A 19465-nucleotide genomic window follows, 5' to 3' on the forward strand; every position below is an offset into this window, starting at 1 on the left:
CGGATGCGGCGTGAACGCCTTATCCGGCCTACAAAACCATATAGATCAGTATGTTGTGCTCATTGTAGGCCAGATAAAATGCGCCAGCATTTCATCCGGCATTTGGCTCCTGTCGCCGGATGCGGCGTGAACGCCTTATCCGGCCTACAAAACCATATAAATCAGTATGTTGTGCTCATTGTAGGCCGGATAAAACGCGCCAGCGTTGCATCCGGCAATACCCACAATCACATCACTTCTTACGTGCGTATTTCAGTGAATCCAGCGCCACGGCGAAGATAATAATCGCCCCTTTGATGATGTACTGCCAGTACGGGTTTACGCCGATGTACGTCAGGCCGTAGTTAATGACCGTAAAGATAATTACCCCGGTAACCACGCCAATCACCGTCCCCACACCGCCGCTGAACGATACGCCGCCCACCACGCACGCCGCGATAGCATCCAGCTCATACATGAAGCCGAGGTTGTTGGTGGCAGAGCCGATACGTCCGGCTTCTAACATCCCGCCGAAGGCATAGAACACGCCAGACAACGCGTAGATCATCAGCAGGTTCAGGCCGACGTTGACACCAGAAACTTTCGCCGCTTCCGGGTTACCGCCAATGGCAAAAATGTTCTTACCAAAACGGGTTTTGTTCCACAGCACCCAGACGAATGCCACCGCAATCAGGGCGTAGAAGGTGATGTAAGAGAGACGGAAACTCCCCAGCGCAATAAATCCCTGGGCAAAAGTGGAAAAACCACTGTCGAAACCTGAAATAGGCGACGCTCCAACAAAGTCGTAATAGAGCGAGTTAATGCCATAAACGATGATCATCGTGCCGAGAGTGGTTATGAACGGCGTTACGTTGAGATAGGCGATAATCAGTCCGTTGATCAAACCGATAACCGCGCCAATAGCACAGACAATCAGAATAACCAGCGCAATCGGCATCGTCGCCATTTCCGGGAACACTTTGTTGGCGTTATCCATCGACTGCAATAACGTCGCTGCTACCACTGCCGCCAGCCCTACCTGACGACCAGCAGAAAGGTCAGTCCCCTGGGTGACAATTAACCCTGCCACGCCGAGCGCGATAATAATACGCACCGATGACTGGGTGAGAATATTACTTAAGTTCAACAAACTTAAAAACGTTGGGTCCTGGAAAATAATAATCGCCAGCAAAACTAAAAGAACGACGTAAATACCGCCCTCTTTCAGGTAAGTAAGAAAACTTTTCTTATTTAACGCACTCATGGGAAGCCCCTAATCTTAAAGGTGCAAAGACGCAAGACGCAGAATTTCGTTTTGCGTTGTTGTTTTTGTATCGACAATTCCGGAAACGAGACCATTGCTCATAACCAGAATACGGTCTGTTATCCCTAACAACTCTGGCATTTCAGATGAGATAATAATAATCCCCTTGCCTTTCTTCGCCAGTTCGGCAATTAACTGATAAATTTCAAACTTCGCTCCGACATCAATACCGCGCGTCGGTTCGTCGAGCATTAATATTTCTGGTTGCGTTAGCAGCCAGCGACCAATAATCACCTTTTGCTGATTACCACCTGAGAGCGAACCAATTTGCGTCCGATGCCCTGGCGTTTTTACCCGCATCGAATCAATCACCCACTGGGTATCGCTTTTCATCCGCGAGTTATCCAACAAGCCAACTTTATTTTTGTAGTTGCGAATATTGGAAATTAATGAGTTAAAGCCAATATCCAGATAGGCATAAATTCCCGTTGAACGGCGTTCTTCAGTTACCAACGCGAATCCGTGGTTTATGGCTTCGTTGGCATTATGGTTATTGATCTTTTTGCCGTGCAACGTAATGGTGCCAGCAGATTTCTCGCGAATGCCAAATAACGTCTCAACAATATCGGTACGTTTCGCCCCCACCAGCCCGGCAATACCGAGGATCTCCCCTTTATGCAAGTCAAACGAGACATCGCGAATCGATGGCTGGCGTAGTGACGTCAGGTTACGCACTTCGAGGATCACTTCGCCCGGCTTGTTTTCTTTATCCGGGAAACGCTGGTTAAGAGAACGACCAACCATCATGGCGATGATCTTGTCCATCGTCAGCCCTTCCAGCGGTTCGGTAGCGATCCACTGACCGTCGCGCAATACGGTGACTTCATCACATAACTGGAAAATCTCTTCCATTTTATGCGAGATATAGACAATACCGCAGCCGCGTTCTTTTAATTTACGAATAATAGTAAACAGATGATTGACCTCTTTTTCGGTTAACGAAGAAGTCGGTTCATCCATAATCACAATTTTCGCGTTATAGGAAAACGCTTTAGCAATTTCGATCATCTGCATTTGCGAAACGGATAATGTGCCGACGCGCGCACGCGGATCGATATCAATATCCAGTTCATCAAAAATCGCTTTAGTTTCGCGGTACATTTTGTCCTGATCAACAAACATGCCTTTGGTGGGATATCGCCCCAGCCACATGTTGTCCATCACCGAACGTTGTAATACCAGGTTTAACTCCTGGTGTACCATCGAAATACCATTTTCCAGTGCTTCTTTGGCAGAATGAAAATCGATCTCTTTACCCTGGAATAAAATGGTGCCGGAATCTTTTTGATAAATACCAAACAGGCATTTTAATAATGTTGATTTTCCCGCACCGTTTTCCCCCATTAACGCATGGATAGAGTGTGGTCGGACTTTTAAATTAACGTTATCAAGTGCCTTAACACCAGGAAAAGACTTGTTGATACCGCTCATTTCCAACAAGTATTCATCTGATGACGGAGTCGTTGAGCTGACCATATAATTTTACCTTGTTGGTCATACAATAAGGGCGCAATAAACTATTGCGCCCGTTCAGTCTTATTTCTTGCTGAATTCAGCCAGGTTATCTTTGTCTACGCCAACATAAGGTACGCGAACCACTTTGTTGTCGATTTTCCAGTTGGTGCCGTCAGCAGCGCCCTTGCCATCGGCCAGGTTTTTCGCCAGATCAAAAGTCGCTTTCGCCTGGTTGTTGGCATCATTCAGTACGGTCCCCGCCAGCGCACCGGATTTCACCAGCGCCAGAGCTTCTGGCAGCGCATCGACGCCAAACACCGGAATGCTGGACTTGTTGTGTGCTTTCAGCGCTTCAACCGCCCCCATTGCCATCGCATCGTTGTTAGCAATAACCACTTCGATTTTGTTGGCGTTCGGGCCAGACAGCCAGGCGTCCATCTTATCTTTCGCCTGAGCAGTGTCCCACATAGCGGTATCTAACTGTAACTGTTCAGTTTTGATGCCTTTATCGTTCAGCTCTTTAATCACGTAAGTGGTGCGTGCTTCTGCATCCGGATGGCCCGGCTCGCCTTTCAGCAGTACGAATTGAATCTGACCGTCTTTGTTCAGATCCCAACCCTGATTCGCCGCCCAGTGTTTAGCAATCAGATCGCCCTGGATAATGCCGGACTCTTTGGAGTCAGTACCAACGTAGTAGGCTTTGTCGTAGCTATCCAGTGCCTTACGGGAAGGTTCTTTGTTGAAGAAAACCACCGGCACGTTTTGCCCGCGCGCTTTCTCAATCACCGTACCCGCAGCTGCCGGGTCAACCAGGTTGATTGCCAGCGCCTTCACCCCTTTCGCCAACAGCACGTCAATCTGATCGTTCTGCTTGGACTGGTCATTCTGTGAATCATTCATCAGCAACTGGACGTCTGGTGCTGCTTTCGCATCCTGTTCGATAGCCTTACGCACAACAGACATAAAGTTATCGTCATATTTATAAATCGTCACACCAATACGGGTATCAGCAGCGTGTGCAGCGGCGCCGAATAACATGCTGGCCATCACAGCAGACAGGGTTAACACCTTCTTATTCATGGTATCTCCGGTTTTTCTTATGCAGGGTAGTGCTTGAGATAAATGCTCGGCGGGCCAGTATGGTTAATGAAGTGTTACTGAACGCCGAAGCTCATTTTTAAAAATCCGTTCGTCCATGCCCGGTAACGCTCCATAAAACGGCTCTAATTGTTGTTATGACGCCATAACCTCGATAAAAGCGATTATTCGCTGTTACATACAAGTTACAACGTTAAAACGGTGCAATCATAGCTACCACATTGTTAACATACTGTGAAATCACTCACAAATTGAAAGCGGTTACATCCCCTGATTTGCTCAGTTAGTGATCGCCGCCGCATTCTGGCGTATTGCGACAGAATGGCGGCGCACTAACGTCGGCATAAAACAGTGGCTGGCACGCGGATCAATGTTGCCTGCTGCCCCCTGCAAGGCCAGTTCCGTGGCTAATTTTGCCATCGAAGCAATGGGGTAACGCACAGTCGTTAATTGCGGGTCGGTGTAACGAGCAATGGGGATATCATCGAAACCAATGATTGAGAGATGTAACGGAATCGCAATGCCATTATCTTTTAATGCCGTCAGAGCGCCAGCGGCCATATTGTCGTTATAGGCAAATACAGCGGTAAGTTGTAGATTGCGCCCGAGTAGTTCAACCATCGCCGCCTCGCCGCCTGGCATATCTGGCGTACCCGTGCCAATCCAGCTTTCCGGCGGAACAATATCCTGCTCTTTCAACGCGCTTATCCAGCCCGCTTTACGCATTGCGTCATCTTCAATGCTGTGGCTGGAAGAGAGATAGCCGATACGTTGATGACCGTTATTCAGCAACATGCGCGTCGCCATTCTGGCACCGCTGATATTATCCAGACAAACACAGCGATGGGCATAGCCTGGCACAACCCGATTGATGAGCACCATGCCGGGAATGTTGTCCATAAATTGCGCCAGCTCGTCGTCACTTAACGCTTTTGAATGAACGATCAACGCGTTACAACGCTGGCGAATTAACACCTCAATGGCGTGACGCTCTTTTTCCGCTTCATGATAGCTATTGCCAATCAACACATATTTCTGATGTTGCTGGGCAACGAGATCGACGGCTTTAACCAATGCGCCGAAAAATGCATCTGAAACATCCATGACCACCACACCGATGGTATCGCTCACCTGAGTTGCCAGCGCCTGTGCATTGGCATTTGGCCGATAATCCAACTCACTCACCGCTTTCATAACTGCCTCACGCGTGTCGGCACTGACCAGCGTGCTGTTATTGAGCACCCGGGAAACCGTTGCCACAGAGACGCCAGCCTGACGCGCTACATCACGAATGGTGATCATATTCACTACCTGTTATGAGAATGCAGTAGGTTACTGCTTGCTGGCGGCTATTTTGTCAGCACTGAATACAGGACTTCGTGAATCGAGTCACAGCAATGGAAACGGTTACAGCCATTTTGTTAATGAATGTGATCCAGATCGTTATCTGGATGTTTTAGATAATGCAGGTCCGGCAGCGCGCAAGGTTAACTGACGCCAGAGCCATTCCACCGGCCCCTGACGGAAGTAACGCAGCCAGATAACAGAGAAAAGCAGGTTCGCCAGCCATACCGGAACGACAAACGCCAGCAACTCCAGGCGGTCAAACTGCATAAACAAACCGAGGTGGTAAAACAGCGTGGTACAAATCAGCGTTTGCAGTAGATAATTGGTTAGCGCCATCCGTCCGACGCAGGCGATTGCCAGCACCAGCTTAAAGCGGCTTAATTGCGGCCAAAAGCCATAAAACAGCGACGCATAGCCAATTGCCTGAAACGGCGCGCTAAGTTCACGCGGCATTTGAAGTAAGAAGGCACACCAGCGATACGCCCAGTCCAGCCGCCATTGCAGTGCGATAGCAGGAAGGTTAATCAGCACACCAATTGCCACCAGCACAAAACCGGTACGACGATAGTGACGTAAGCTGAACTGCCCTTTCAGCCAGCCGCTGCGCATCAGCGCCGCGCCAATTAACATCATCCCCGCCAGTTGCCAGCCATACTGCGCGCCCAGTGCCAGTAAACTGTTGCCTACGCCATCGGCGCGGTTACTGATCGCTTCAACGCCGCCATGAAGTTTCCAGTATTTTTCATACAAAATGGCCGATGCATCTGGCGTCCAGGCGCGGCTGGTCTGGCTGTCAGAAATCAACCCCAGCAACAGCAAAACGCCAATCCCCACCAGATACAGCATCACGCCAGTATTAAATAAACTTTTTACCGATGGCGCATCGCGCACCAGTCGCCAACTGATTAAGCCCACCAGCCCGTAAGCCAGCAGGATATCGCCATCCCAGAACAATAAACCGTGAATAAATCCCAGCAAGACTAACAGTGTTAACCGCGACTGGATCCAGCGTCTGCCACGCGGCAGCAACATTTGCAGGCCCGCGCCAAACAGCAGCGCAAAAAGCGTGAGGAATTTTACCTGGCCGATGAGATCCAAAAACGCCCAGGTCCAGGCGTCGGACGGGGTAATAGTGCCATACCAGGCGGGATTGAGATAAGCCGCCTTTGGTAAACCAAAGGCGCTGATGTTTAATAGCAGGATCCCCAGAATGGCGACGCCGCGAACAAAATCGAGCGTGACGTTGCGCTCCATGGTTCCTGCCTTTTAATCAGTTATGATGACGCACAGCGCGCAGAAACTCGTGGCGCGTATTCTGACTGGATTTGAACAAACCACCGAGGGAGGTCGTTGTCGTGGCGCTGGTTGCATCGCGGATGCCACGCGCTTTCACGCAGTAATGCACCGCGTCGATGGAGACAGCCACGTTATTGGTCCCCAGCAGCGTTTGCAGCGCAATGAGGATTTGCTGAGTCAGACGTTCCTGCACCTGAGGGCGCTGGGCAAAGAACTGCACGATGCGGTTAATTTTCGACAGGCCGATCACCGAATCTTTCGGGATATAGGCTACCGTCGCTTTGCCATCGATAGTGACAAAATGGTGCTCGCAGGTGCTGGTCAGGGTGATATCACGCACGGTGACCATTTCATCGACCTTCATTTTGTTTTCAATGAGGGTGATTTTCGGGAAATTGGCGTAATCCAGACCGGAGAAAATTTCATCGACATACATTTTAGCGATGCGATGCGGCGTTTCCATCAAACTGTCATCAGCGAGGTCGAGATTCAATAGTTGCATGATTTCAGTCATATGACCGGCGATAAGGCTTTTGCGCGTTTCGTTATCCATTTCATGCACGGGCGGGCGCAGCGGTGTTTCCAGTCCTCGCGCAACTAACGCTTCATGAACCAGGGCCGCTTCTTTACTGAGTGATGGCATTTATGTTTTCTCCTGCAGGTGTGACGCCTCCGCCCTGCGTGGGGGCAAAGTTATTAAGCTGATTAGCAGCCCGATTATTGTGCGTGAGGTGGCGCACATAATCCAGTATTCACAGCGATAATTATTGTAATTGCCGCTGCCTTTCAGCGTTAGATGTTAAAACATCGTTATGCATATGCGGAAGTGAAAGTTACTCACAGCGCATTGAATAAACGGTATGATGACTAAAATGCAAACAACACAACAAGGAGCCACGCATGGAAATGCTCGAAGAGCACCGCTGTTTTGAAGGCTGGCAGCAACGCTGGCGGCACGACTCCAGTACCTTAAATTGCCCGATGACGTTCAGCATCTTTCTCCCACCGCCCCGCGACAACGCCCCTCCGCCTGTGCTGTACTGGCTTTCAGGTTTAACCTGCAATGACGAGAACTTCACCACCAAAGCAGGCGCTCAGCGCGTAGCGGCAGAACTGGGGATTGTGCTGGTGATGCCAGACACCAGCCCGCGCGGCGAACTGATTGCTAACGATGATGGCTACGATTTAGGCCAGGGTGCGGGGTTTTATCTTAATGCCACGCAAGCGCCGTGGGCGACGCATTACAGGATGTATGATTATCTGCGCGATGAATTACCGACGCTGATTCAATCGCAATTTAACGTCAGCGATCGCTGTGCTATTAGTGGCCATTCGATGGGGGGTCATGGCGCATTGATTATGGCGCTGAAAAATCCTGGCAAATACACCAGCGTTTCGGCCTTTGCGCCGATTGTGAATCCGTGCTGCGTCCCGTGGGGAATCAAAGCGTTTAGCACCTATTTAGGTGAGGACAAAAATGCATGGCTGGAATGGGACAGTTGCGCGCTGATGTATGCCAGTAACACGCAGGATGCGATCCCGACGCTTATTGATCAGGGTGATAATGATCAGTTTCTTGCTGACCAACTGCAACCTGCAGTACTGGCAGAAGCCGCGCGCCAGAAAGCGTGGCCGATGACGCTACGTATTCAACCTGGTTATGATCACAGTTACTACTTCATTGCTTCTTTTATAGAGGATCATCTGCGCTTCCATGCGCAGTATTTACTGAAGTGAAAGTTCGCCCGGTTCGCCGGGCATCTCCTCATCAGAAGCGATAATCCACTGCCATAAAGTAACGACGTCCGTCTTCGTTATAGCTGTAGTCATCACGACTCAGATCTTTGTCGCCCAGGTTCAGCACGCCTGCGCGCAGTTTGACGTCTTTGGTCACCTGCCAGGCCGCGCCGGTATTCCAGATCACATAGCCACCTGGCGTTTTAGCGGTATCGCTGTCGGCTCGTTTCTGACCAGTGTAGTGACCAGAAACATAAAACGACCAGTCTTCCAGCGCCAGCGGTTTCCAGTCCAGCGTACCGTTAGCGGTATGGAACGGCAGATCGGATAGCGGTTTGTTTTCACCGTTGCTAACATCGCGTCCATCGTTGTAGGTGTAGTTGAGTGACAGCTTCCATTCATCGTTGAACGGAATTTTCAGTTCGGTTTCCACGCCCTGGATACGTGCTTTATTGACGTTGTAGTAACTGAACACCGGTATACGTCGACCGTTTGCCCCCGTTTCAAAACCAACAAAGTTTTGGTAACCCGGCGCAGCATTGACGTCAGATGTACGGCTGATGCTAATACGATCTTTCACATCGTTACGGAAAACGGTAACGCTGGATTCAACCCCTTCCAGCCAGCCTTCTTCGCCCATGTAGTAAAGCCCCAGTTCCCAACTTTCGCTGGTTTCTGGTTTCAGATCCGGGCTCCCCACAATCTTGCATGCGCCACGGCAGGAGTTGGTCGTCCAGTCGGGGCTAAGTTGTAATAACGAAGGTGCTTTAAAAGCCGTCGCCCAGCCGCCTTTTACTGTTACGGTATCGGTGGCGTTATAGACCAGATAGGCACGCGGACTCCAGTGTTCGCCGTAGGTTTCGTGATCGTCCATACGCACGCCGGTCGTCAGCGCCAGCGGCTCGAAGATCCGCCATTCATCTTCCACAAACAGCGCGTACTGACTGGCGGACGTTTTAGTGCTGGTGCCACCGGTCAGGTTCACCGCATCGCTAAGTTTGTCGTGGCGCCATTCACCACCCACCGTGACAAACTGATTGATAGCCGTTAGCGGCAGCGTGTATTTACCATCGACCGTGTTACTTTCGGAAGTAATCGGGCTACTGTTGCCTGGGTTTTTGTTCTCGACTTTCTCACCATAATATTTCAGTTCGCTGGTGCCGTAATCCCAGCGCCCATTATGGCTTACGGAGTAGTTCTGGCGTTCGAGGCGGTTTTTGTCCAGCGAGTCGGAATCACGATCCTGGCGGTCAAAACCGTAACCAGCGGTAAAATCGTGATTTTGATTCGGTGTCCAGGCAAATTCGACATTGCCGTCGCGGCTGGAGAAGCCTTCAATACGCGGCGTTTCTCCCGTGTCGGTAGTAGAGGAACTCTGCGGGTCATCCTTTTCACGTTTTGCCAGGCTACCGTAAGCTTTCATTCCCAGCACGCGGTCAATCAGCGGTCCACTCGTGAAGAACTGGCCGTTGTAGGTGTCACCGCGATCGCGATGTTCCTGAATGGTGGTATCTACCGTTACAGTGCCTGACCATTTCTGGCCGATTTTTTTGGTGATGATGTTCACCACGCCGCCGAGCGCATCGGAACCATACAGTGAAGACATCGGGCCACGTACCACTTCGATACGTTCGATGGAATCGACCGGGATCCAGTTCAGGTCAAAGTCATTATGGCGGAAGACGGCATTGCGCGAGTTAACACGTTTACCATCGACAAGAATCAGGGTGTAGCTGCTATCCAGACCACGAATACTGACGCCCTTACGGTTGTCCCCTTCGTTAGTCAGTTGTACGCCCGGCACTTCTTTGAGGACATCCTTCAAATTTTGCACTGGTTTACGTTGCAAATCTTGCTGGGTAATGACACTGATACTGGCGGGCGCATCTTTGAGGTTTTGTTCAACGGAAGATGCCGTGACTACCATCGTTTCGCCATCATCATCAACCGCTAACACAGGCCATGCACATGAAACTGCGGACAAACACAGCCCGACCCGTACGAAAGGGTTCAACCTAAACATTCCATATCTCCATGAGGTAACTACGAAAATAAAATGGGTTATCGCTCACATCTTCTTCATGTCCCCTTGCGTACGGCAGCATCGCGGTAGACTTTTTTGTATGCAGGTGATCATCCCAAAAGCCTGAACAGCCTCTGATTTGTCAGCCTTTTTTGATTTCGGCGTAACGATAATGCAAACGATAACAATTATCAATCCAAATGTTAAATTTTATATCCGTATGAATACTAATGAAAAGAAAAAGCCCTCTCGGTTGAGAGGGCTTTATTAAGGAAGGGGTAAAACTTATTTCTTATCGTTCTGCGGGAACTTCATTTCACTGTAGCGTACGAAGTGGGTTCCTTTAATCAACTTATAGCCAAACCAGATCATAAGGAACAGCGGGATGCCAATATAGGTTGCCGCTACGCCACCCCAGTCGATAGTGTCTTTCAGGAACGCTTCGTAGTTCTGGCCCAGAGTGATAATCAGGCACAGCACAAAAGCGAAGATCGGTCCCAGCGGGAAGAAGCCTGAACGGTACGGCAGATCGTTAATATCATGCCCCTGCAGCACATAACCGCGACGGAAACGATAATGGCTGATCGCAATTCCCAGCCAGGCGATAAAGCCTGTCATACCGGAGGTGTTCAGCAGCCACAGGTATACCGTCTGGTTACCAAACATGGAGGTCAGGAAGCACAGACCCGCAATTACCGTGGTCGCATACAGCGCGTTACGCGGTACGCCGCCACGCGACAATTTAGCGAAAATGCGCGGCGCTTTACCGTCACACGCCAGGGTGTACAGCATACGAGTAGACGCATACATACCGGAGTTACCCGCTGACAGCACCGCCGTCAGAATAACCGCGTTCATCACCGCCGCCGCAGAGAGCAGACCCGCATGCTGGAACACCAGGGTGAACGGGCTGACGCTGATGTCTTTAACATCGTTACGCAGCAGGCTCGGATCGGTGTATGGAATGATCAGGCTGATGATCAGGATTGCGAACACATAGAACAGCAGGATTCGCCAGAACACCTGACGTACCGCGCGTGGAATGTTTTTCGCCGGTTCTTCAGACTCGCCTGCAGCAATACCGATCAGCTCGGTTCCCTGGAAAGAGAAGCCGACAATCATTGCCACACCGATCATCGCCGCAAAACCACCAGCAAATGGTGCTTCGCCAATCGTCCAGTTGCTCCAGCCCGCAGGCTGTGCGCCTTTGAAGATGCCGATAATCATCATCACGCCGACGATGATAAAGACAATGACCGTGGTGACTTTGATCAGTGAGAACCAGTATTCCGCCTCGCCAAAGCCACGAACTGAAATGTAGTTCAGGAGGAAGATAACGCCGAGGAACAGCGCACTCCAGATCCAACCCGGGGTGTCGGGGAACCACCAGCTCATGACCAACTGAGCGGCCACCAGGTCAACGGCGATAGTAACCGCCCAGTTGTACCAATAGTTCCAGCCCAGCGCGAAGCCAAAGCCTTCTTCAACATAGTTCTGACCGTAAGTGGCAAAGGAACCAGAAACCGGCATATATGCCGCCAGTTCACCAAGACTGGTCATCAGGAAGTAAACCATCAGGCCGATCAGAATATACGAGAGCAGCGCCCCACCTGGACCTGCCTGAGAGATCGTTGCGCCAGAGGCAACAAAAAGACCCGTACCGATGGAACCGCCAATGGCAATCATCGTCAGGTGACGCGCCTTTAATTCACGGCGTAAGCCCGGCGCTTCTGTGGTTTTAGTTTCGGAAACCATACGAAAATGCTATCCATCTTAAAAATGAGGCGCGATTGTAGCAGACGATTTGCAATCCTTCCGGTAGAAATACGCTTTTATAAGACACCTTCATGATCGCCCAGGGATTATAAGTAAAGCAACCAATCTCTTTTCTGGCGAATGTATACCGGTGGTGCTGCGTCACAAAATCGACACAGCCCCCGTAGGTTTCTGTACAACGGATTAACGCGGCAAAGTGGAGGAATCACAGTACTCCAGAAAGCGCCGTAACGCGTTGGAAAGGTGTTTCTGCCGATGATGTATACGCCACAACGTACGCATCAGGCGCGGCAGAGGGACAGCAACTTCACTTAATGTGCCAGCCTGCAATTGATCTTCAATGACCCTTCGCGACAGGCAACTAATTCCCAACCCATGACGCACCGCATGTTTGATTGCCTCGGAGTTACCTAATTCCATCGCCATCTCAAACTTCGGTAAATGCGACAGTAACAGATAATCGACAATCTCCCGCGTGCCGGAACCGCGTTCACGCAGGATCCACGGCGCAGCGGCCAGCTGTTCTAAAGTGACCGGACCACGGGCCAACGGCGAAGTCGGCGCGGCGAAAACCACCAGCTCGTCTTCCAGCCACGGTTCAGAAATGATTTCAGTGCTGTGGCACGGTCCTTCAATAAAGCCAATATCAACGCGGAAATCCAGCACCGCTTGCATCACGTCCTGGCTGTTCCCAACGCTCAGTTCAATCGGCAACTGCGGATAATCATGGCGATACCGGGCGATGACTGCAGGCAGAATGTAGTTACCGATGGTACTACTGGCATAGACACGAATCGCGCCGTTGTCTTCGCGAAACAGTTGTTCGATTTCAATCGCCTGTTCAAGCAGTGCCAACGCACGCGGATAGAGCAGCCGCCCGTGTTCATTAACAACCAGTCTTTTCCCCACGCGATCAAACAGTTGCACGCCAAGCTGCCCTTCCAGGTCGGTCAAGGCTGCGCTCACTGCTGATTGCGACAACGCCAGCATCACCGACGCCTGGGTGGTTGATCCACTTTTCAATACTTCTGCAAAAACTTCCAACTGCCGGAGGGTGATGTGCATAGTCGCTTACCACTTATAAAGATTAATTATAAATATATAATCAATTTTATTTTTAAACCAGTTAGTCGTAACCTTATGCCCGGTTAAAGGAGAGGGTTATGACGAATATCACCTTACAGAAACAACATCGTACACTGTGGCATTTTATTCCGGGGTTAGCCCTGAGTGCAGTTATCACCGGGGTCGCCCTGTGGGGTGGTTCCATTCCCGCGATTGCGGGTGCCGGGTTTAGTGCCCTCACCCTCGCAATCTTGTTGGGGATGGTTTTAGGCAACACCATCTATCCGCACATCTGGAAAAGCTGTGACGGTGGCGTGCTGTTTGCCAAGCAATATTTATTACGTCTGGGTATCATTCTTTATGGCTTCCGTCTGACGTTCTCGCAAATTGCCGATGTCGGTATCAGTGGGATCATCATTGACGTGCTGACGCTGTCCAGTACCTTCCTGCTGGCTTGCTTCCTGGGGCAGAAAGTGTTTGGTCTGGATAAGCACACCAGCTGGTTGATCGGTGCCGGTAGCAGTATCTGTGGTGCTGCAGCGGTACTGGCGACTGAGCCGGTAGTGAAAGCGGAAGCCAGTAAAGTAACCGTGGCTGTTGCAACCGTTGTTATCTTCGGGACCGTCGCGATTTTCCTCTACCCGGCGATATATCCGCTGATGTCTCAATGGTTTAGCCCGGAAACTTTCGGTATCTACATTGGTTCTACTGTGCACGAAGTGGCGCAGGTGGTGGCGGCAGGTCATGCCATCAGCCCGGATGCAGAAAACGCAGCAGTTATTTCCAAAATGCTGCGCGTGATGATGCTGGCTCCGTTCCTCATCCTGCTGGCGGCGCGTGTTAAACAGCTGTCTGGGGCGAACAGCGGCGAGAAAAGCAAAATCACTATTCCGTGGTTTGCCATCTTGTTCATCGTAGTTGCCATCTTTAACTCGTTCCACCTGTTACCGCAGAGCGTGGTGAACATGCTGGTAACGCTGGATACCTTCCTGCTGGCAATGGCGATGGCGGCGCTGGGTCTGACCACTCACGTCAGCGCGCTGAAAAAAGCCGGGGCGAAACCTCTGCTGATGGCACTGGTACTGTTTGCCTGGCTGATTGTTGGTGGTGGTGCAATTAACTATGTGATTCAAAGCGTCATCGCATAAACCACTACATCTTGCTCCTGTTAACCCGCTATCATTACCGTTTTCCTCCAGCGGGTTTAACAGGAGTCCTCGCATGAAATACATTGGAGCGCACGTTAGTGCTGCTGGCGGTCTGGCAAATGCCGCAATTCGCGCCGCCGAAATCGACGCAACCGCGTTTGCCTTGTTCACCAAAAACCAACGTCAGTGGCGTGCCGCACCGCTCACGACGCAAACCATCGATGAATTCAAAGCCGCCTGTGAAAAATATCACTACACATCGGCGCAAATTCTTCCCCACGACAGTTATCTGATTAACCTCGGACATCCGGTCGCTGAAGCTCTGGAAAAATCGCGCGATGCCTTTATAGATGAAATGCAGCGTTGCGAACAACTGGGACTTTCTTTGCTCAACTTCCACCCTGGCAGCCATCTGATGCAGATTTCAGAAGAGGATTGCCTTGCGCGTATTGCCGAATCCATCAACATTGCACTGGATAAAACACAAGGTGTGACCGCGGTGATTGAAAATACCGCCGGTCAGGGCAGCAATTTAGGGTTTAAATTCGAACATCTCGCGGCGATTATCGACGGCGTGGAAGATAAATCCCGCGTCGGCGTCTGCATTGATACCTGCCATGCTTTCGCTGCCGGGTATGATTTGCGTACTCCAGCCGAATGCGAGAAAACATTCGCGGATTTTGCCCGTATTGTCGGCTTTAAATATCTGCGCGGGATGCACCTTAACGATGCGAAAAGCGCCTTTGGCAGCCGCGTTGACCGCCATCATAGCCTCGGTGAAGGCAATATCGGTCATGATGCGTTCCGCTGGATCATGCAGGACGACCGTTTCGACGGCATTCCGCTGATCCTTGAAACCATCAACCCGGATATCTGGGCAGAAGAGATCGCCTGGCTGAAAGCGCAACAAACTGAAAAAGCGGTAGCCTGAAAATGAACAACCGGGAGAAGGAGATCCTTGCAATTTTACGGCGTAACCCGCTGATTCAGCAGAATGAAATTGCGGATATGCTGCAAATTAGCCGTTCGCGCGTTGCGGCGCATATTATGGATTTAATGCGCAAAGGGCGGATTAAAGGCAAAGGTTACATTCTCACCGAGCAGGAATATTGCGTGGTGGTGGGAACAATCAATATGGATATTCGCGGGATGGCGGATATCCGTTATCCGCAAGCGGCCTCTAATCCCGGTACGATTCATTGCTCGGCGGGCGGCGTTGGGCGCAACATCGCCCACAATCTGGCGCTGTTAGGCCGCGACGTCCATTTACTCTCGGTGATTGGCGATGACTTTTATGGCGAAATGCTCCTGGAAGAGACGCGCCGCGCCGGAGTGAATGTCTCCGGCTGTGTTCGTTTACACGGCCAAAGCACATCGACGTATCTGGCAATTGCCAATCGAGACGATGAAACCGTGCTGGCGATTAACGATACCCATCTGCTGGAACAGTTGACACCGCAACTACTGAACGGGTCGCGCGATTTACTTCATCATGCGGGCGTGGTGCTGGCAGATTGTAACCTGACTGCCGAGGCGCTGGAGTGGGTCTTCACCCTTGCCGATGAAATCCCGGTGTTTGTCGATACCGTTTCAGAATTTAAAGCGGGCAAAATCAAACACTGGCTGGCGCATATTCACACTCTGAAACCCACTTTGCCAGAGCTGGAAATTTTATGGGGCCAGCCAATAACCAGCGATGCTGATCGTAATGCCGCAGTGAATGCGTTGCATCAGCAAGGTGTTCAGCATCTGTTTGTTTATTTGCCCGATGAGTCAGTTTATTGCAGCGAAAAGGATGGTGAACAATTTTTGCTGACTCCGCCAGCACATACGACGGTAGACAGTTTTGGTGCTGACGATGGTTTTATGGCGGGCCTGGTGTATAGCTTTCTGGAAGGAAGCAGTTTCCGTGATAGCGCCCGTTTTGCGATGGCCTGCGCGGCAATTTCGCGCGCCAGCGGCAGCTTAAACAACCCTACCCTGTCTGCCGATAACGCGCTTTCATTAGTGCCAATGGTGTAACAATGTTGCCGGATGCGACGCTTAACGCGTCTTATCCGGCTCATAAATCGCGCACTACGCTAAACCAATAAAGAACCCGGCAATGGTCGCACTCATCAGGTTGGAAAGCGTCGCCGCCGCCAGCGCCCGTAAACCAAGCTGGGCGATTTCCGGCGCACGGTGTGGCGCAACCGCAGAAAATGCCCCAACCACTACCCCGATAGAACCAAAGTTAGCGAAACCGCACAGAGCAAAAGAAATAATCGCCACGGTTTTTGCATCCAGAGTGCCACCCGTTTGCAGATATGGCGAGAAATTGAGATAAGCGACAAATTCATTGATCGCCAGCTTCTGCCCAATCAAACTCCCGGCAAGATTTGCATCACTCCAGTCAACACCCATCACCCACGCCAGCGGGGCCAGCAGATAACCTAAAATGGACTCCAGCGAGGCATGTTCAAAACCAAACCAGCCGCCAACGCCGCCGATAATACCGTTAATTAACGCAATGATGGCAACAAATGCCATCACCACTGTTGCCACACCCGCAGCGATTTTCAACCCGGTCATCGCCCCGGTCGCTGCCGCTTCAATAATGCTTTTTGGCGGTGTTTCGGTGAAAGAGAGGTTATTAAAGGAAACCTGCGAAGATTCCGTAGCCGGGCTTAGCAGGCGGGCAAACAAGATCCCGCCGGGGATCGCCATTAATGATGCCGCCAGCAGATATTCCACAGGTACGCCCAGTGCAGCGTAACCAATCATTGTCGAACCAGCAATTGAGGCCATCCCGCTGCAAATAGCTGTAAACAGCTCATTGCGATTCAGACGATCGATAAAAGGCTTCACAATCGCCGGAATTTCGTTTTGCCCGAGGAAAATGGTAGTGACCGCGACGAATGACTCAATCTTGCTGATATTTAATGCTTTCTGGAATATACCGCCGAGAATGCGAATTAAAATCCCCATCACACCGATGTAGTAGAGAATACTCACCAGTGCAGTGACGAAGATAATTGCCGGTAATACCCTGAAACCAAAGATAAATCCTGCGCCATCAAATAAGGTGTCCATTTTCGGTCCGACCAGAGAACCGAAGATAAATGCGCTACCCGCGTCGCTGTACGCCATCACTTTATGGACGCCAAAAGCGACTTTTTCAGCGACCCAACGCCCTGGCGGTAACCAAAGCATAATGCCGCCAATCACGACCTGTAATACTAACGCCGCGCCAACGGTACGCAGGCTGATCTTCTTCTTGTTTACTGACAGTAAAAACGCAATCGTCAGCAATACCACCATTCCCAGAACACTTCTCATGACATCCATAGTGATTATCTCTTCATGTCATTTTGGGCGACGGCTTTCTGCCCATCAGAACTAGCCGGGCCTGCATTTTGCGATACTGACCCGGCTTGTTATCAACACTTAATGGGTTTTGATGTAGCCGCGAACGCACTCTTCGACTAATCCCCAGAACCAGTCGGTATCAATAGTGATGCCGACTTTGGTATTGGCGGGCTTGCCAAGAACGCCCAGCTCGTCGCAGACGGTACGCCCATAGCAAGGGCCACTGTTGACGTCCACTTCGACGTACATCTCCTGGGTTTTAATGCCATCAGGGTTAATCAGATAACCGATGCAGGTGGCGTCATGCACCGGGCCGCCAGCCAGACCGTAGTTTTCGAACTGGGTTTTGAGAGTGAAGTTCATGATGTCGCTGAACAGCTCCCCGGCAGGGCCGCCTGCCCTTTCCATCCGTGCAATCACGTCAGGGGTGCAAACGGTCTGGTTGGTGAGATCGAGGCCCATCATCACCAACGGAACGCCGGAGGTGAACACCACGCGTGCGGCTTCCGGGTCAGCAAAGATGTTGAACTCGGCAGATGGCGTAAAGTTGCCAGTACCATAAGCGCCGCCCATCAGTACAATTTCACGGATTTTGGGCAGGATTGCGGGTTGCATGCGCATTGCCACCGCGATGTTTGACAACGGACCAACCGGCACAAGAGTGATATCGCCATCGCTTGCCATCAGGGTATCGATGATATATTTCACCGCATGGGTGCTTTCAGCTTTACGGGTTAGCGGCTCGAATACCGGGCCATCCAGTCCGGTTTCACCGTGAATATTATCGGCAACAATTTGTTGACGCATAATGGGCTGCGGCATCCCCGCATAAACCGGAACATTAATCTCCAGTTTCTGGCAAACATTCAGGCCATTAATTAATGTTTTATCAAGCGTCTGATTACCCGCCACAATAGTGATACCTAATAAATCAATCGCCGGATGTTTCGCAGCCATCATTATGGCAATAGCATCATCATGACCCGGATCACAATCCAGAATAATTTTTCTCTTTTCCATTGTTTATTTCCTCTGTTTCCAGTTGCGTTATTTTTTCTACAGCAAAGAAAATTCGACCGGGCCGATGATTGAATCTTAACAACAGCGTACGTATGCTAAATATGAGAAATCTCATAGCGGATAAACATCGTGAAAGAAATCCACAATAATGATCTTAAGCAGCAATTGATGAGTGAATCCGCGTTTAAGGATTGCTTTTCAACGGATGTTTCAGCCGATACGCGGCTGTTTCATTTTTTAGCGCGTGACTACATTGTGCAGGAAGGGCAACAGCCGTCCTGGCTGTTTTACCTGACGCGAGGCCGTGCCAGACTTTACGCCACGCTAGCTAATGGTCGCGTGTCGCTGATTGATTTCTTTGCCGCGCCCTGTTTTATTGGCGAGATTGAGTTAATCGATAAAGATCATGAACCGCGTGCGGTACAGGCTATTGAAGAGTGTTGGTGTATTGCGCTCCCCATGAAACATTACCGTCCGCTGTTATTAAACGACACGCTATTTTTACGAAAACTCTGCGTCACCTTAAGTCATAAAAATTATCGTAATATTGTATCGCTAACGCAGAACCAATCATTTCCGTTAGTGAATCGCCTGGCAGCATTTATATTACTCTCGCAAGAAGGTGATCTTTATCACGAAAAACACACACAAGCGGCAGAGTATTTGGGTGTTTCTTATCGGCACCTGTTATATGTTCTCGCGCAATTCATTCACGACGGTTTATTAATTAAAAGTCAGAAAGGGTATTTAATTAAAAACAGAAAACAGCTGTTAGGATTGGCGCTGGAAATGGACCCGGAGAATAAATTCTCCGGGATGATGCAGTAAAAATTATTGGCAATAGTGCGA

Annotated in this window: 16 protein-coding genes; 5 read left to right on the top strand and 11 right to left on the bottom strand. The window is 50.5% G+C overall.

Annotation, left to right across the window (positions count from 1 at the left end; translation table 11 throughout):
• Positions 1–232 precede the first annotated feature (232 nt).
• The 6 genes from mglC to folE form a co-directional block, all read right to left on the bottom strand.
• Positions 233–1243 (bottom strand): galactose/methyl galactoside ABC transporter permease MglC, encoded by a 1011-nt coding sequence (gene mglC, locus D9741_RS14460; RefSeq protein WP_001275110.1) that lies wholly within the window; start codon positions 1241–1243, stop codon positions 233–235.
• 15 nt (positions 1244–1258) lie between these two features.
• Positions 1259–2779, bottom strand: a complete 1521-nt coding sequence (gene mglA, locus D9741_RS14465; protein ID WP_130217134.1) for a galactose/methyl galactoside ABC transporter ATP-binding protein MglA — start codon at positions 2777–2779, stop codon at positions 1259–1261.
• Positions 2780–2839: 60 nt separating this feature from the next.
• On the bottom strand, positions 2840–3838 hold the full coding sequence (gene mglB / locus D9741_RS14470) for a galactose/glucose ABC transporter substrate-binding protein MglB (protein WP_001036964.1): 999 nt from the start codon (positions 3836–3838) through the stop codon (positions 2840–2842).
• Between the two features lie 297 nt (positions 3839–4135).
• The gene (galS, locus tag D9741_RS14475) at positions 4136–5158 is read right to left on the bottom strand and encodes an HTH-type transcriptional regulator GalS (protein WP_130207064.1); all 1023 of its coding nucleotides are present in this window, start codon (positions 5156–5158) and stop codon (positions 4136–4138) included.
• A 141-nt stretch (positions 5159–5299) separates the two neighbouring features.
• Complete coding sequence (gene yeiB, locus D9741_RS14480) at positions 5300–6457, bottom strand: DUF418 domain-containing protein YeiB (protein ID WP_130217132.1); 1158 nt, start codon at positions 6455–6457, stop codon at positions 5300–5302.
• A gap of 16 nt (positions 6458–6473) precedes the next feature.
• Positions 6474–7142, bottom strand: a complete 669-nt coding sequence (gene folE / locus D9741_RS14485) for a GTP cyclohydrolase I FolE (protein WP_001139613.1) — start codon at positions 7140–7142, stop codon at positions 6474–6476.
• A 257-nt stretch (positions 7143–7399) separates the two neighbouring features.
• Between folE and yeiG the strand changes: the two genes are divergently transcribed.
• Positions 7400–8236 (top strand): S-formylglutathione hydrolase, encoded by an 837-nt coding sequence (gene yeiG / locus D9741_RS14490; protein ID WP_130217130.1) that lies wholly within the window; start codon positions 7400–7402, stop codon positions 8234–8236.
• Positions 8237–8267: 31 nt separating this feature from the next.
• Here the strand turns inward: yeiG and cirA are convergent, their stop codons facing one another.
• From cirA to yieE, 3 genes are all read right to left on the bottom strand, one after another.
• Complete coding sequence (gene cirA, locus D9741_RS14495; protein ID WP_130217128.1) at positions 8268–10259, bottom strand: catecholate siderophore receptor CirA; 1992 nt, start codon at positions 10257–10259, stop codon at positions 8268–8270.
• 285 nt (positions 10260–10544) lie between these two features.
• On the bottom strand, positions 10545–12014 hold the full coding sequence (gene lysP, locus D9741_RS14505) for a lysine-specific permease (RefSeq protein WP_130207072.1): 1470 nt from the start codon (positions 12012–12014) through the stop codon (positions 10545–10547).
• 204 nt (positions 12015–12218) lie between these two features.
• The gene (gene yieE, locus D9741_RS14515; protein ID WP_130207074.1) at positions 12219–13100 is read right to left on the bottom strand and encodes a DNA-binding transcriptional regulator YeiE; all 882 of its coding nucleotides are present in this window, start codon (positions 13098–13100) and stop codon (positions 12219–12221) included.
• Positions 13101–13198: 98 nt separating this feature from the next.
• On the opposite strand from yieE, the gene D9741_RS14520 reads away from it, so the two are divergent.
• The 3 genes from D9741_RS14520 (at position 13199) to D9741_RS14530 (ending at position 16270) form a co-directional block, all read left to right on the top strand.
• Positions 13199–14248: a YeiH family protein gene (locus D9741_RS14520; RefSeq protein ID WP_000182044.1), complete on the top strand. Its 1050-nt coding sequence runs from the start codon at positions 13199–13201 to the stop codon at positions 14246–14248.
• Between the two features lie 73 nt (positions 14249–14321).
• Complete coding sequence (gene nfo, locus D9741_RS14525; RefSeq protein ID WP_059271203.1) at positions 14322–15179, top strand: deoxyribonuclease IV; 858 nt, start codon at positions 14322–14324, stop codon at positions 15177–15179.
• A 2-nt stretch (positions 15180–15181) separates the two neighbouring features.
• Positions 15182–16270 (top strand): sugar kinase, encoded by a 1089-nt coding sequence (locus tag D9741_RS14530; protein ID WP_130217126.1) that lies wholly within the window; start codon positions 15182–15184, stop codon positions 16268–16270.
• 54 nt (positions 16271–16324) lie between these two features.
• Here D9741_RS14530 and D9741_RS14535 read toward each other — a convergent pair whose 3' ends face one another.
• Positions 16325–17575: a NupC/NupG family nucleoside CNT transporter gene (locus D9741_RS14535; RefSeq protein ID WP_000382967.1), complete on the bottom strand. Its 1251-nt coding sequence runs from the start codon at positions 17573–17575 to the stop codon at positions 16325–16327.
• A 99-nt stretch (positions 17576–17674) separates the two neighbouring features.
• Entirely contained in the window at positions 17675–18616 is a 942-nt protein-coding gene (gene rihB, locus D9741_RS14540) for a ribosylpyrimidine nucleosidase (protein WP_130217124.1), read from the bottom strand.
• A gap of 129 nt (positions 18617–18745) precedes the next feature.
• Here rihB and D9741_RS14545 point away from each other — a divergent pair, with 129 nt between their 5' ends.
• Positions 18746–19444 (top strand): transcriptional regulator YeiL, encoded by a 699-nt coding sequence (locus D9741_RS14545; RefSeq protein WP_130217122.1) that lies wholly within the window; start codon positions 18746–18748, stop codon positions 19442–19444.
• Positions 19445–19465: the final 21 nt, after the last annotated feature.

This window comes from Escherichia sp. E14V7 (assembly GCF_004212225.1).
In the GTDB taxonomy this organism is placed as follows: Bacteria; Pseudomonadota; Gammaproteobacteria; order Enterobacterales; family Enterobacteriaceae; genus Escherichia.

Bases quoted from the DNA above. Each gene is read 5' to 3' on its own strand.
- D9741_RS14535 (WP_000382967.1), bottom strand. From the start codon at position 17,575: ATGGATGTCATGAGAAGTGTTCTGGGAATGGTGGTATTGCTGACGATT.
- galS (WP_130207064.1), bottom strand. From the start codon at position 5,158: ATGATCACCATTCGTGATGTAGCGCGTCAGGCTGGCGTCTCTGTGGCA.
- D9741_RS14520 (WP_000182044.1), top strand. From the start codon at position 13,199: ATGACGAATATCACCTTACAGAAACAACATCGTACACTGTGGCATTTT.
- lysP (WP_130207072.1), bottom strand. From the start codon at position 12,014: ATGGTTTCCGAAACTAAAACCACAGAAGCGCCGGGCTTACGCCGTGAA.
- rihB (WP_130217124.1), bottom strand. From the start codon at position 18,616: ATGGAAAAGAGAAAAATTATTCTGGATTGTGATCCGGGTCATGATGAT.
- yeiG (WP_130217130.1), top strand. From the start codon at position 7,400: ATGGAAATGCTCGAAGAGCACCGCTGTTTTGAAGGCTGGCAGCAACGC.
- mglA (WP_130217134.1), bottom strand. From the start codon at position 2,779: ATGGTCAGCTCAACGACTCCGTCATCAGATGAATACTTGTTGGAAATG.
- yieE (WP_130207074.1), bottom strand. From the start codon at position 13,100: ATGCACATCACCCTCCGGCAGTTGGAAGTTTTTGCAGAAGTATTGAAA.
- nfo (WP_059271203.1), top strand. From the start codon at position 14,322: ATGAAATACATTGGAGCGCACGTTAGTGCTGCTGGCGGTCTGGCAAAT.
- mglC (WP_001275110.1), bottom strand. From the start codon at position 1,243: ATGAGTGCGTTAAATAAGAAAAGTTTTCTTACTTACCTGAAAGAGGGC.
- mglB (WP_001036964.1), bottom strand. From the start codon at position 3,838: ATGAATAAGAAGGTGTTAACCCTGTCTGCTGTGATGGCCAGCATGTTA.
- D9741_RS14530 (WP_130217126.1), top strand. From the start codon at position 15,182: ATGAACAACCGGGAGAAGGAGATCCTTGCAATTTTACGGCGTAACCCG.
- cirA (WP_130217128.1), bottom strand. From the start codon at position 10,259: ATGTTTAGGTTGAACCCTTTCGTACGGGTCGGGCTGTGTTTGTCCGCA.
- yeiB (WP_130217132.1), bottom strand. From the start codon at position 6,457: ATGGAGCGCAACGTCACGCTCGATTTTGTTCGCGGCGTCGCCATTCTG.
- folE (WP_001139613.1), bottom strand. From the start codon at position 7,142: ATGCCATCACTCAGTAAAGAAGCGGCCCTGGTTCATGAAGCGTTAGTT.